We start from the raw sequence: 12,828 nt of genomic DNA, 5'->3' as shown, positions 1-12,828 counted from the left end.
GCAGGGTAGGGCGCCACGGTTCCAGGAGTGCAGGCGATGAACGACAAGCGCGACGACCACGGCGTGCGGGAAGACCCGCCTCCGCACGGGGATCCGCATCCGGCCAACCCCGAGCGCCAGGCGCCGGGCCAGCGACCGGGACAGCAACCGCGCCAGGACCCGGGCTCCGGCCCCGATCGCACCCCCGACCATCGTCCGCGCCAGCACTGACCGCGACAGTCCGAGGAGGACGCCATGACGCGCAAGCCCGACACCACGCCCGACCCACCCGAACGCGAACAGCGTTCATATCCGCACGGCAGCGGCGACCGCAACAGTTTCTCGCCGTTCGGCAAGGACCGCATGCCCAGGCACGAGGGCGGCACCCAGCGCCATGCGCCGCCCGGTCCCGATGGCGAGACCGGTGCCGATGGCGAAGGAGACGGTGCGGGGGAGAGCTGAACAGGTCACGCCGCATTGATCGGGCATGGTCGAAGGTGGGCCACCCGTACGAAGGAGTACCGCATGACCGTGATTCCATCCGATGCACTCGTTGTCGTGGCCGACGGCGGGAGCGCGCGACTGTTCCGCAACCGCGGCGACGCGCGCGCGCTGTCGCTGCACCAGATCGAAATACGCGAGCTGATGAACATGGACGACGACGGCCCGGCCGGCAGCATGCCGGGCGAGTCGACCGGGCAGCAGATCGACGAGGCCACCTTCGCCAAGCAGCTGGCGCTGGCGCTCAACGAAGGCGCGTTGAAGCACCAGTACCAGTACCTGGTGCTGGCCGCCGACCCCACCACGCTGGGCCGCATGCGCCCGCTGCTGCATAAGGAAGTGCAGGCGCGGCTGCTGGTCGAGCTGCCCAAGACCCTCACCAATGCGCCGCTGGAAGACGTGGAGCGCGCGCTGCGGGCGGCGTGATGGCCTATCGCGAGGCGTACGAGGTGGTGGAGCCGGCGCGCGCCGACGTCGACGCGGCGCCGGGCACGGTGCTGCTCGAGTTCGGCGCGCCGTGGTGCGGCCATTGCCGCGCGGCGCAACCGGCGCTGCGCGCCCTGCTGGCCGGGTACTCGGACGTGATCCACGTGAAGGTCGAGGACGGGCGCGGCAAGCCGCTCGGCCGCGCGTTCGGCGTCAAGCTGTGGCCGACCCTGGTTGTGCTGCGTGCAGGCGAGGAACTGGCGCGCGTGGTGCGCCCTGTGTCCATCGAGGACCTCGCGCCGCTTGCCGCTGCGCTCGACGAATGACGCCGCAGGTGCGCATCTCGCCCTGATGCGCCTGAACGCGAGGCGCCCGCATGCGGGATGCGTCAATTCACGCTGCCATTGCCGGCGTGCCGATAGTTTCGTTGCTCCCCGTGGATCCCGGCACCCGAAGCACCGCGCGGGCGCCCGGCTATCCCTGGCCTTCCCCCAGCGCGTCAGGAGCCATCGATGTTCACCCACAACAAGCGCCTGCAGTACACGGTCCGCGTCGCCGCCCCGAATCCGGCCCTCGCCAATCTCCTCCTCGAACAGTTCGGCGGCCCGCAGGGCGAGCTGGCCGCGGCGATGCGCTACTTCACCCAGGCCATCTCCGAGGACGATCCGGGCCGCAAGGACATGCTGCTCGACATCGCCACCGAGGAGCTGAGCCACCTGGAAGTGATCGGTTCGCTGGTGGCGATGCTCAACAAGGGTGCCAAGGGCCGCCTGGCCGAGGCGGTCGAGGAAGAGGCCGAACTGTTCCGGTCGCTGCAGGGCGAGGGCAACGACTCGCACGTGACCCAGGTGCTGTACGGCGGTGGTCCGGCCTTGGTCAACTCCGGCGGCCAGCTGTGGAACGCCGGCTACATCGACAGCATCGGTGAGCCGACGGCCGACCTGCGCTCGAACATCGCGGCCGAGGCGCGCGCCAAGATCGTGTACGAGCGGCTGATCAACGTCACCGATGACCCGGGCGTGCGCGACGCGCTGACCTTCCTGATGACGCGCGAAATGGCGCACCTGAAGTCGTTCGAGAAGGCGCTGTACTCGATCGAGCCGAACTTCCCGCCGGGCAAGCTGGCCGGCATGCCGCAGTTCGAGGAGATGTACGTCAACACCTCGCAGGGCGAGGGCGACATGCGCGGGCCCTGGAACAGCGACGACAACTTCGATTTCGTCTCCGATCCCGAACAGTTCACCGCGGTGGACGGCGGCGACGGCGTGCCGAGCATCGTGCTCTCGCCGATGGAAGAGCGCGTGGTGCTGGCGATGGCGGAGCGCACCGCCTCCGACCCGGCCTCCAATCCGGTCACGGGCGTCGAGCTGGGCAAGGCCGAAGGCACCATGGCCAAGACCCAGAAGATCGCGATGAGCGCGGACGACGCGGACATCGAGTAACCGGCTGCGCCCATCCCCGCAGGGACGCGGAATGGGCGGGTGCGTGGGCGCATTGCGATTCGCGCGCCGTTGACGGCGTGCTGGCGAAGCTGGACCGCCCCACGCCACATCGCGCCATGGCCCGACTTCGACACACCGACTGGCCCGACCGCCTCTGGATCGTCCGCCACGGGCAGAGCGCTGGCAACGTCGCCCGCGACCGCGCCGAACTGGCGGCCCACCACCTCATCGACCTGGAAACGCGCGATGCCGACACGCCGCTGTCGGCGCTCGGCCAGGAGCAGGCGCGCGCGCTGGGCGAGTGGTTCGCGCAGCTGCCCGCGTCGATGCGGCCCACCATCCTGATGAGTTCGCCCTTCGTGCGCTCGCGCCAGACCATGGAGGCGGTGGCGCGCGCGCTCGGCACGCCGGACGACGACGTGCTGGTGGACGAGCGACTGCGCGAGAAGGAGTTCGGCGTGCTCGACGGCTACACCACCGCCGGCATCCGCGCGAAATTCCCCGAGCTGGCCGAACAGCGCGCCCGTGTGGGCAAGTTCTACTTCCGCCCGCCGGGCGGCGAGAGCTGGTGCGACGTGATCCTGCGCCTGCGCAGCGTGGTCGAGGTATTGCGCCGCGACTACGTGGGCGAGCGCGTGCTGATCGTGGCCCACCAGGTGATCGTCAACTGCTTCCGCTACCTGCTCGAGTGCATGGACGAGGCCGAGATCCTCGGCATCGACCGGGAGGCCGACGTACCCAATTGTTCGGTCACCAGCTACGCCATCGACCGCCACGCGCCCGATGCGCGCTTCCGCCTGGAAGTCGCCAACATGGCGCTGCCGCTGCGCGAGGCCGGCACGCCGGTCACCGGGGCGGCCGACGTGCCCGCGGGGCCGCGGTGAAACGAACCGTCCGCGGATCGCGCGCGGACACGCTCGATGCAGCGCGCTTGCGCGCCTGGCCGCTGCCCGGTGCGGCGCAGGGCGGCGACAAGGAACAGCGCGGCCGCGTGCTGGTGGTGGGCGGGCGACGCGACCTGGTGGGCGCGGTGCGCCTGGCCGGCGAAGCGGCGCTGCGCGCGGGCGCGGGCAAGCTGCAGCTGGCGGTCGCCTCGGGTGCCGCCGCCGCGCTGGCGGTCGCCGTGCCCGAGGCGCGCGTGCTGGCGCTGCCCGAATCCAGGGGCGGCGAAGTCGGTGGTGGAGGGGGACTGCCGGCGCTGGCGGCGCGGACCGATGCACTGGTGCTGGGGCCGGGCCTGGTCGCCGGCCCCCCGCTGCGCGCCCTGGCCGCGCGCCTGCTGCCGCGCCTGCAGGGCATCGCGGTGCTCGATGCGGGCGCGATCGACCTGGCCCTGCTGCGCCGCTGGGCGCGCCTGCCGGAGCGGCCGGCGGCGGTCATCACCCCGCACCACGGCGAGATGGCCGCGCTGCTGGGATGCGGATCCGATGCGGTCGCCGCGCATGCGCGGTCGATCGCGGCGGACTGCGCGCGCGCCTGGCGGGTGGTGGTGGTGCTCAAGCATGCCGAGACCTGGATCGCCGATCCCGCTGGGGGCCTGTGGCGGCATCGCGGCAGTCCACCGGGCCTGGGCACCGGCGGATCGGGCGACGTGCTGGCGGGCCTGATCGGCGGGCTGTGCGCGCGCGGCGCGACGCCGGCGCAGGCCGCGTGCTGGGGCGTGTGGCTGCATGCGCGCGCGGCGGCGCGGCTGCCCGCTGGCGGAGCCGCGGGCTTCCTTGCGCGCGAGATCGCCGCGGGCGTGCCGGCGCTGATGGCCGGGATGCACCGGCGGGCCTGAGCGCGCCGGTGGTGTGGCAACGGCTGCCGCGGGCGGGCCGGACTGCAGTCCGGCGCCCGTGGCGCGGACCTCAGAAGCTCCAGCCCAGGCGCAGCGCGACCCGGCCGTCCGCCTTCCCGGCGTCGTCGAGGTTTTCCGCCAGCGCGTCGCCGTAGCTGAAGGTGTTGGTGTACGCCAGCTCGGCGTCGATCGGGCCGAAGGCGCGGGTCACGCCCACCAGGTAGTCGCCGTAGCTGTCGCCGGCGGCGTCGTCGAGGTCGTACCAGCCGGTGGACAGCTTCAGGCCGAAACCGCTGTCGCCCAGCGGATACTCGGCGGCGGCGCTGTAGTAGGTGCCCTGTTCGCCGAGCTGGAAGATGTCGGGCGACCAGGCCACGCCGAGGGTGTAGTACCCGCCCAGCGACAGCGCGGCGGCGAACTCGGTGTAGTCCATTTCGTAACCCTCGTTCGTGCCCGGGTACTTGGCGCGGGTCACGGACAGGTCGAGGCCGACGGTTTCGGTGAGATCGCCGGCCCAGCCGAGGTACACGTCGATCTCGTGGTCGATGCCGGATTCCGCATCGCCGGTGTCGGCGCGGCCGGCCCAGGCGCCGGCGTAGAAGCCGCTCTCGTGCGAGACCGTGATTTCGCCCATCAAGGCCGGGTCGCCATTGGTCTGGGTGACGCCGCGCCAGACGTAGTCGCTGGCGGCGGCGATCTCGCCTTCCACCGTCCAGGCGCTGCCGTCGGCCTCCTGGGCAAGGGCGAGCCCGGGCAGGGCGGCAAGGGCGAGCAGGAGGCTGGTCTGGAGGCGCATGGGGCGTCAATCGCGGCGTGGAGGGGGCGCATACGATACACGTGCCGCGGCCCGGCCGGGTCCGGACCATGCGGGCATGGTGTCCAGGGCTTACCATTTCCGCCCGTCGTGCGTCCGCGCGGCTGCCGTCCATCCACAGGAACCCCGCAATGCGCCCGATCCCGCTCCGCGTCGCCCCCCTTGCCTGCGCCCTGATGCTTGCCGCCTGCGGTGGCGGCTCCGGCGATGGCGCCGCGGGCGGCGGCGACGGGAAGGTGCTCAACGTCTACAACTGGTCGGACTACGTGGCCGAGGACACCATCCGCGAGTTCGAGGCGGCGACCGGGATCAAGGTCAACTACGACGTCTATTCCGAGAACGAGACGCTCGAGACCAAGCTGACCACCGGGTCCTCGGGCTACGACGTGGTGTTCCCGTCCGCGCGGCCGTTCGCGCAGCGCCAGATCAAGGCCGGCCTGTTCGCGCCGCTCGACAAGGCGTTGCTGCCGCACTGGTCGCACCTGGACACGGACGTGCTGGCCGGCCTGGCCGACATCGACCCGGGCAATGCCCACGTCGTGCCCTACATGTGGGGCACCACCGGCCTGGGCATCAACGTCGAGAAGGTGCAGGCCGCGCTGGGCGCGGACGCGCCGATCGATTCCTGGGCGCTGCTGTTCGATCCGGCCAACGCCGCGAAGCTGGCGTCCTGCGGCATCCACGTGCTCGACGACGAGCAGGAAGCCTTCGGCGCGGCCCTGATCTGGCTGGGCAAGGATCCCAACGCCGGCGCCGAGGGCGACATCGAGCTGGTCAAGCAGGCGTATGCCGCGATCCGCCCGCACGTCCGCACCTTCAACAACGCCGCCTACAAGGATGCGTTGGCCAACGGCGACGCCTGCGTGGTGATGGGCTATTCCGGCGACATCGGCCAGGCGCGCGACGTGGCCGCGGAAGCGGCCGAGGCCACCGGCAAGCCGGCGCCGGACATCCGCTACGTGATCCCGAAGGAAGGCGCGATCCGCTGGGTCGACGTGATGGGCATCCCCAAGGACGCCCCGCACGCGGCCAATGCGCACGCCTTCATCGACTACCTGCTGCAGCCGGAGGTGATCGCCAAGGTCAGCGACTACGTGGCCTACGCCAACGCCAACAAGGACGCCACCGCCCTGATCGATCCGGAGATCGCCGGCGACGAGGGCGTGTACCCGCCGGCCGAGGTGCGCGCCAAGCTGGTCGACCCGGCGGCGCTGCCCGACGACGTGCAGCGCCAGCGCGTGCGTGCGTGGACGGCGATCAAGAGCGGCCGCTGAGCCCGGCCACCCGCGGCGCCGGTGCGAGGCCGGTGCCGTGACGGCGGGCGCGCCGGCGCGGGGGCGCAGGGTCCGTTGTCGCCGGCGCTGACCCAGCGATGGCGCGCAGGCTTCCCGACTGGGTCTGGCCCGAGCGGCTGGGGCGCGTGGACGTCGAGGCGGCGGTGCGCGCCTCGATCTGCGCGCTGCTGCCGCTGGTGCTGCTGGTGGCCTGCGGCCGCGGCGACCTGATCGTCTACACCGCCTTTCCCGCGTTCACCTCGCTCTACGGGCGCGGCGAGCGCTATCGCGACCGCATCGTCACCTTGCTGGTGGCCGGCGCCGGCTTCGTGCTGGTGATGTCGCTGGCGATGCTGGCCGCGACCGTGCCGTTGGACGGATGGCAGGCCACGGCGGTGCTGGCGACGCTGGCCGCGGCCGGCGTGCTGGTGTCCGAACGGATGCAGTGGGTGCCGTTCGGCGCCACCTTCCACGTGTTCGCCTTCGCGGTGGTGTCCTCGGTGCCGCTGGCGCCGGAGCAGGTCCCGGGGCGGCTGGGCCTGTCGATGGCGACGGTGGCGCTGTGCCTGGTGGTGGGAATGGCCGGACTGCTGCTGCGGCGCAGCCCGCCGCCGGTGCCGCGCGTCCCCCGGATCGCGCGCCGCGCCTGGCCCGGCTTCGCCGCGCTGCGCGAGGTACGGCGGCGCCCGGACGCCTGGCGCGATCCGGTGGCGTGGTGGGTCGCCGGCGAGGTCGCGGTGGCCGTGGCGCTGGCCATCGTGGTGGTCGAGGCGCTGGGCTTCGGACATGCCTACTGGGCGGCGGTGACGGTGGTGGCCTGCATGCCGCGTCCGCACAGCCGGCACTTCGTGGTCAAGACCGGGCACCGCGTGGTGGGTACCGCCCTGGGCGTGCTGGTCGCCGGCGCGCTGCTGGGCCTGCAGCCGCCGGCTTGGGTGCTGGTGCTGGCGGTGGGCGCCCTGCAGTTCGCCACCGAGCTGTTCGTGGGCCGGGTGTACTGGCTGGGCAATGTCTTCATCACCCCGCTGGCGCTGACCGTCGGCTACCTCGCGCAGGTGTCGGCGCTGGCGCCGCTGCTGGTCGACCGCCTGGTCGACACCCTGATCGGCGGCCTGGTGCTGCTGGCGGTGGAGTTCGCCGGCCGGCCGATGGCACGGCGGCTGCTGCACCATGCGGTGGTGGCGCCCATGCGCTGAGGCCGTGCACCGGCCGCGCACGAGTCGTACCATGCGCGCTTTCCGTGGGGTGGCGGCGTCCGTGGACGCGCCGCTCCGTCGTTACACAGGTCTCGCCGTCCATCGCACCGCGCGGCCGGGCCAGTCTGGAGAACCTGCCCATGGCTGCACCCGCACGCGCCACTCCGCCGGTCGAACCCTGGCGCGACGCGGCCGCGCAGCCCTTCGTCCGGATCGAAGGGGTCACCAAGACCTTCGGCAAGTTCTACGCCTGCGACGACATCTCGCTGGACATCTACCGCGGCGAGTTCTTCGCGCTGCTCGGAGGGTCCGGGTCGGGCAAGAGTACCCTGCTGCGGATCATGGCCGGCTTCGAGGCCCCCGACAAAGGCCGGGTGCTGATCGACGGCGTCGACGTGACCGCGCTGCCGCCCTACCAGCGGCCGGTCAACATGATGTTCCAGAGCTACGCGCTGTTCCCGCACATGAGCGTGGCCCAGAACGTCGCTTTCGGCCTGAAGCAGGACCGGCTGCCGGCCTCGGAGGTCGGCGAGCGCGTGCAGCAGATGCTGGACCTCGTCCAGCTCGGCCATCTCGGCAAGCGCAAGCCCGACCAGCTCTCCGGCGGCCAGCGCCAGCGCGTGGCCCTGGCGCGCGCGCTGGCCAAGCAGCCCAAGCTGCTGCTGCTCGACGAGCCGCTGGGCGCGCTCGACAAGCGCCTGCGCGAGCGCACCCAGTTCGAGCTGGTGAACATCCAGGAAAAGGTCGGCACCACCTTCATCATGGTCACCCACGACCAGGAGGAGGCGATGACGATGTCCTCGCGCATCGCGGTGATGGACGCCGGCCGCATCGTCCAGGTCTCCACCCCGGCGGCGCTGTACGAGTTCCCCGCCACGCGCTTCGTGGCCGAGTTCATCGGCGGCATCAACCTGTTCGAGGGCCGCGTGCTCTCGCACGATGCCGACGCCGGCCTCGTGCGCGTGCAGTGCGACCGGCTGGCCGAGCCGGTGCTGGCGCGGCATACCGATTTTCTTCCCGAGGGCACCGCGGTGAGCGTCGCGGTCCGCCCCGAGAAGATCGACGTGCACGAGCAGCGTCCGGCCGCCGACAACGTCGCGGTGGGCAAGGTGCGCGACATCGCCTACCTGGGCGACGTGTCGATCTACCACGTGCAGACCGAGGAAGGCGCCACCATCCGCGTCCAGGAAACCCACGTCGAACGCAGCTCCGAGCCGCACTACGACTGGGACGACACGCTGTGGCTGAGCTGGCCCGCCACCGGCGCGGTGGTGCTGGCCTCGTGAGCACGCCGCGCGCCGACGGAGCCTGGAGCTTCTGGGCGGACGTGGTCCGCAACCTGTTCGGGTTCTTCCGGGTGGTGCGCGACGAGTTCCGCACCCGCCGCGGCCGGCTGCTGGTGAAGCTGGTGCCGATGCTGTGGCTGGGGCTGTTCTTCGCGGTGCCGTTCCTGATCGTGGCCCGGATCAGCTTCGCCGAGGCGGTGTTCGGCCAGGTGCCGCCGTATACGCCGCTGCTCGAGCAGGCGGCCAACGGCGCGGTGTCGCTGCGGGTCCACATCTCCAGCTACGCGCTGCTGCTGCAGGACCCGCTGTACGTGGCCGCCTACCTGCGCTCGCTGCTGTTCGCCGGGGTGTCGACGCTGTTCTGCCTGCTGATCGGCTATCCGATGGCCTACGGCATCGCGCGGGCCAAGCCGGTGATGCGGCTGGTACTGATGATGCTGGTGATCCTGCCGTTCTGGACCAGCTCGCTGCTGCGCACCTACGCGATGATCGGGATCTTCAAGGCCAATGGCTGGCTGAGCGCGGCGCTCGCCGCGGTCGGCGTGCTGGACCCCGGCGAGGCGGTGCTGCACAGCAATCTCGCGGTCTATATCGGCATCGTCTACAACTACCTGCCGTTCATGGTGCTGCCGCTCGCGGCGACCCTGATGCGGCTGGACTTCACCCTGCTCGACGCCGCCTCCGACCTCGGCGCGCGGCCCTGGCAGGGCTTCCTGCGCATCACCCTGCCGCTGTCGATGCCCGGCATCATCGCCGGCTGCCTGCTGGTGTTCATCCCGGCGGTGGGCGAGTTCGTGATTCCCGACCTGCTCGGCGGCCCCGATGCGCTGACCATCGGCCGGGTGCTGTGGACCGAGTTCTTCACCAACCGCGACTGGCCGCTGGCCTCGGCGGTGGCGGTGGCCATGCTGCTGCTGATCGTGATCCCGACGCTGGTGTTCGAGTACCTCGAGAACCGGCGCGAGCAGCGCGAGGCGACCTCGTGAACCGGCGTCCGTGGTGGCTGTGGGCGGTGATCGTCGGCGGCTACGCCTTCCTCTACATCCCGATCCTGTCGGTGATCGTGTACTCGTTCAGCGCCTCGCGCCTGGCGACGGTGTGGGGCGGGTTCTCCATGCGCTGGTACGTGGCGCTGTTCGAGAACCAGCAGATCCTCGATGCGCTGTGGCGCAGCCTCACCATCTCGGCGACGGCGGCGACCGCGGCGGTGTTCCTGGGCACGGCCAGCGGCATGGCGCTGTCGCGCTTCGGGCGCTTCCCCGGGCGCGGCGTGCTGAGCCTGATGAACTCCGCGCCGATGGTGATGCCCGACGTGATGCTGGGCCTGTCCTCGCTGCTGCTGTTCGTCGCCCTGCAGCAGATGACCGGCTGGCCGCAGCGCGGCATGACCACGATCACCCTGGCGCACATCACGCTCACCACCTGCTACGTGACCGTGGTGGTGCGTTCGCGCCTGACCTCGCTCGACCGCAGCCTGGAAGAGGCGGCGATGGACCTGGGCGCGCGGCCGTGGCGGGTGTTCTTCCTGATCACGCTGCCGCTGATCGCGCCGGCCCTGCTGGCGGGCTGGCTGCTGGCCTTCACCCTGTCGCTGGACGACCTGGTGATCGCCAGCTTCACCTCGGGGCCGGGTTCGAGCACGCTGCCGATGCTGATCTACTCCAAGGTCAAGCTGGGCGTGACCCCGGAGATCAATGCGCTGGCGACCCTGATCATCGGCGTGGTGGCGGTGGGCGTGGCGGTGGCGGGCGTGTTCATGCACCGGCTGGACGCGCGCCGCGGGAGCGCCTGAAGGGGGGAGAGCGGATGGCCCGGGCGCCTGGTCGCAGCGATGTGGCCGAAATGGCCACCCCGCGCCGTTGTGCCTGGAATCGGCATGTCGCCGCAGATTGAGCACCCGATGCGGTTGCAGAACTTCCGATGCGCCTATGGGGCAAGTCTTCTGGCTGTCTGCCTCGTCACCGCCAGCCCCATGGCCGCTGGCCAGACGCCGGCGAGTGTGGAGCCATTGGCGATCGCCGCCGATGATGCACCCGCGCTGCCATACGACGCCGGCGCGCTGCGCCTGCTGGTACCGTCCGCCAGAACCGGCGGGGCCTATGCCCTGGTGGAACTGATCGAGCAGCCGCCTTACCGCACGCCCGCGCACGTGCATCCGCAGCTGGACGAGAGCTTCTACGTGCTCGAAGGGGCGCTGGCGCTGGAGATGGACGGCATTGCATACCGGCTGCCCGCGGGCTCGTATGTCGATATCCCCAGGGGCACGGTGCACTCTCAGGGCAGCGCCGATGGCCAACCCGTGCGTCTGCTGACCAGGCTGTCGCCGGGCGGCTTCGAGCAGTTCTTCCTCGACCGGGTGGAACTGGCCCGTTCGATCGGTCGCGACCATCACGACTTCCAGCAACGGATGATGGAGATCGTGCGCCGGTATCCGCAGTGGCTGGGGCCTGCGCCACCCGCGGAGGAGTGAGTCACGGCGTCGCTGTGCGGGGGAGTCCGTGTTGCTCTTGGCAACGGAATTTTCTCGCTGCCTGTCGCTCACCGCCTTTCGTTCTTTCGTTTCGCGCCTGTCGTCTCCCGCATCTGTCGTTTCCACGCCTGTCATTTCGACCGTAGGGAGAAATCTCCGTGCCGGATGACAGATCCCGCCCTGCGGTCGAGATGACAACGAAGGCGAGAACGGATTCTGCGATGAGGTGGCCAGCCTTGGCCTCCATGGACAGCAACTCCATGACCGGCGCGAAATGGACCCGCTCGATCAGCCTCCCGCAGCCTCCTGCACCCGCCCATGCGGCTTGACCGTGATCCGCGGACGCAGCCAGTCGGCGAAGGCGGATTCGTTCAGTGAACCTTCGGCCAGACCGAGGTACTGCGGATACAGTTCGTGGTCTTGCGCTTGCAGCGTGCCACCGTTGAGGACCACGAAGACTTCGCATGCGACGGCAGCCGTGCGCTTGTTGCCATCGACGAAGGGATGGTTGTGCGCAAGCCCGAAGGCGAGGCTGGCCGCCAGGGCGGCAAGATCGGGCGGGGGATCGCCGTAGGCATACAGCTGCTGGGGGCGGGCGAGGGCGGAATCGAGAAGCGCCTCGTCGCGCACTCCGCTGCCGCCGCCGTGTTCGGCGAGTTGGCGGTCGTGGATGGCCAACGCCAGTGGCTTGCTGATCCAGATGGTCATGGCTACTGGGCCAGCTTGTTGAGCAGCGTCCGGCGCTTGCGCATGACCTCTTCGGCCACCTCCATCTGCGCGGCCAGTTCGGGATCGAAGGCGGTCAGGCGGATGCCGTCGGGGGTTTCCAGCGCGTACAGCTCGTCGCCCTTGCCCAGACGCAGGCGGGCGAGCAGTTCCTTGGGGAGGATGACGCCGGCGGAGTTGCCGATGGCGGTGATCTTGAGCCTCATAGGGGCATCCCATTGTTATAACGAACGTTATATTCCGCCTCGCCAGCCTTGCCTGCAAGTGAAAGCGGAACTTTGTCCAGTCTCGCGCCGTGCGCCGGAAGGGTGTACAAATGTACACCCATGAACTCTGCCGACTCCCTGCCGCCGCAACGCGCCGCCGTGCTGGCCTTCCTGCGCCACGAGCTGGCCGCGGGCCGGGCCCCGAGCCTGGCCGAGATCGCCCACGCCTTCGGCTTCGCCTCGCGCAATGCCGCGCAGAAGCACGTGCAGGCCCTGGTCGCCGAGGGCCTGCTGGAGCAGGAGAGCGGGCGCAAGCGCGGCCTGCGCCTGCCCGGGCGCCCGGACCAGCTGCCGCTGCCGGTGCTGGGCCAGGTGGCGGCGGGTACGCCGATCGGTGCCGACATCGGCAGCGACGAGCTGCTGCTGCTCGACCACGCGCTGTTTTCCGACAGGCCCGACTACCTGCTCAAGGTGAAGGGCGACTCGATGCGCGACGACGGCATTTTCGACGGCGACCTGGTGGCGGTGAAACGCAGCAGCGAGGCCCGCAACGGCCAGGTGGTGGTGGCGCGCATCGACGGTGAGGTCACGATCAAACGGCTCGAGCGCGGGCGCGCGCGTGTCCGCCTGTTGCCGCGCAATCCCGAGCACCAGCCGATCGAGGTGCGCCCAGGCCAGGACTTCGCCATCGAAGGCGTGTACTGCGGCCTGGTGCGCAGGGGCTGAGC

The 12,828-nt window shown here is 70.6% G+C and carries 17 protein-coding genes; 14 read left to right on the top strand and 3 right to left on the bottom strand.

The window, feature by feature from the left end; all coding sequences use genetic code 11:
* The first annotated feature begins 36 nt into the window (after window positions 1-36).
* The 7 genes from ACFQ2D_RS12645 to ACFQ2D_RS12615 all read left to right on the top strand — a co-directional run bounded on the left by ACFQ2D_RS12645 (window position 37) and on the right by ACFQ2D_RS12615 (window position 4,128).
* Window positions 37-210: a hypothetical protein gene (locus ACFQ2D_RS12645; protein WP_280943960.1), complete on the top strand. Its 174-nt coding sequence runs from the start codon at window positions 37-39 to the stop codon at window positions 208-210.
* 24 nt (window positions 211-234) lie between these two features.
* A complete protein-coding gene (locus ACFQ2D_RS12640; protein ID WP_280943959.1) occupies window positions 235-441 on the top strand; it encodes a hypothetical protein in 207 nt (68 codons plus the stop codon).
* A 63-nt stretch (window positions 442-504) separates the two neighbouring features.
* Window positions 505-906 (top strand): host attachment family protein, encoded by a 402-nt coding sequence (locus ACFQ2D_RS12635; RefSeq protein WP_280943958.1) that lies wholly within the window; start codon window positions 505-507, stop codon window positions 904-906.
* Entirely contained in the window at window positions 906-1,232 is a 327-nt protein-coding gene (locus ACFQ2D_RS12630) for a thioredoxin family protein (RefSeq protein ID WP_280943957.1), read from the top strand. Before ACFQ2D_RS12635 ends, ACFQ2D_RS12630 begins: the two co-directional genes overlap by 1 nt.
* A 186-nt stretch (window positions 1,233-1,418) precedes the next feature.
* Window positions 1,419-2,348, top strand: coding sequence for a manganese catalase family protein (locus tag ACFQ2D_RS12625; RefSeq protein ID WP_280943956.1), 930 nt, complete (start codon window positions 1,419-1,421; stop codon window positions 2,346-2,348).
* Window positions 2,349-2,464: 116 nt separating this feature from the next.
* Window positions 2,465-3,232, top strand: coding sequence for a histidine phosphatase family protein (locus ACFQ2D_RS12620; protein ID WP_280943955.1), 768 nt, complete (start codon window positions 2,465-2,467; stop codon window positions 3,230-3,232).
* Window positions 3,229-4,128 carry an NAD(P)H-hydrate dehydratase gene (locus ACFQ2D_RS12615; RefSeq protein WP_280943954.1) on the top strand — a complete coding sequence of 300 codons (900 nt, stop codon included), beginning with the start codon at window positions 3,229-3,231 and terminating at the stop codon, window positions 4,126-4,128. The genes ACFQ2D_RS12620 and ACFQ2D_RS12615 overlap by 4 nt, the downstream gene beginning before the upstream one ends.
* A gap of 70 nt (window positions 4,129-4,198) precedes the next feature.
* On the opposite strand, the gene ACFQ2D_RS12610 is transcribed toward ACFQ2D_RS12615, so the two are convergent.
* Entirely contained in the window at window positions 4,199-4,924 is a 726-nt protein-coding gene (locus ACFQ2D_RS12610; protein ID WP_280943953.1) for a TorF family putative porin, read from the bottom strand.
* A 149-nt stretch (window positions 4,925-5,073) separates the two neighbouring features.
* On the opposite strand from ACFQ2D_RS12610, the gene ACFQ2D_RS12605 reads away from it, so the two are divergent.
* The 6 genes from ACFQ2D_RS12605 (at window position 5,074) to ACFQ2D_RS12580 (ending at window position 11,168) form a co-directional block, all read left to right on the top strand.
* Entirely contained in the window at window positions 5,074-6,216 is a 1,143-nt protein-coding gene (locus ACFQ2D_RS12605; RefSeq protein WP_280943952.1) for a polyamine ABC transporter substrate-binding protein, read from the top strand.
* 98 nt (window positions 6,217-6,314) lie between these two features.
* Window positions 6,315-7,412, top strand: coding sequence for an FUSC family protein (locus ACFQ2D_RS12600; protein ID WP_280943951.1), 1,098 nt, complete (start codon window positions 6,315-6,317; stop codon window positions 7,410-7,412).
* A gap of 140 nt (window positions 7,413-7,552) precedes the next feature.
* Complete coding sequence (locus ACFQ2D_RS12595; RefSeq protein ID WP_280943950.1) at window positions 7,553-8,698, top strand: ABC transporter ATP-binding protein; 1,146 nt, start codon at window positions 7,553-7,555, stop codon at window positions 8,696-8,698.
* Window positions 8,699-8,826: 128 nt separating this feature from the next.
* Entirely contained in the window at window positions 8,827-9,684 is an 858-nt protein-coding gene (locus tag ACFQ2D_RS12590; RefSeq protein ID WP_280943978.1) for an ABC transporter permease subunit, read from the top strand.
* Complete coding sequence (locus ACFQ2D_RS12585; protein WP_280943949.1) at window positions 9,681-10,490, top strand: ABC transporter permease subunit; 810 nt, start codon at window positions 9,681-9,683, stop codon at window positions 10,488-10,490. The genes ACFQ2D_RS12590 and ACFQ2D_RS12585 overlap by 4 nt, the downstream gene beginning before the upstream one ends.
* Window positions 10,491-10,574: 84 nt before the next feature.
* Window positions 10,575-11,168: a cupin domain-containing protein gene (locus tag ACFQ2D_RS12580; protein ID WP_280943948.1), complete on the top strand. Its 594-nt coding sequence runs from the start codon at window positions 10,575-10,577 to the stop codon at window positions 11,166-11,168.
* Window positions 11,169-11,456: 288 nt separating this feature from the next.
* Here the strand turns inward: ACFQ2D_RS12580 and ACFQ2D_RS12575 are convergent, their stop codons facing one another.
* The gene (locus ACFQ2D_RS12575; protein ID WP_280943947.1) at window positions 11,457-11,876 is read right to left on the bottom strand and encodes a type II toxin-antitoxin system death-on-curing family toxin; all 420 of its coding nucleotides are present in this window, start codon (window positions 11,874-11,876) and stop codon (window positions 11,457-11,459) included.
* Window positions 11,877-11,878: 2 nt separating this feature from the next.
* Window positions 11,879-12,100, bottom strand: a complete 222-nt coding sequence (locus ACFQ2D_RS12570) for an AbrB/MazE/SpoVT family DNA-binding domain-containing protein (RefSeq protein WP_280943946.1) — start codon at window positions 12,098-12,100, stop codon at window positions 11,879-11,881.
* Window positions 12,101-12,220: 120 nt separating this feature from the next.
* Here ACFQ2D_RS12570 and lexA point away from each other — a divergent pair, with 120 nt between their 5' ends.
* Window positions 12,221-12,826, top strand: coding sequence for a transcriptional repressor LexA (lexA, locus tag ACFQ2D_RS12565; protein ID WP_280943945.1), 606 nt, complete (start codon window positions 12,221-12,223; stop codon window positions 12,824-12,826).
* Window positions 12,827-12,828: the final 2 nt, after the last annotated feature.

The organism is Luteimonas composti (assembly GCF_042678665.1).
Taxonomy (GTDB): domain Bacteria; phylum Pseudomonadota; class Gammaproteobacteria; order Xanthomonadales; family Xanthomonadaceae; genus Luteimonas; species Luteimonas composti.
The sequence above is the reverse complement of the archived record's forward strand: the minus strand, read 5'-3'. Positions and strand labels throughout refer to the sequence as shown.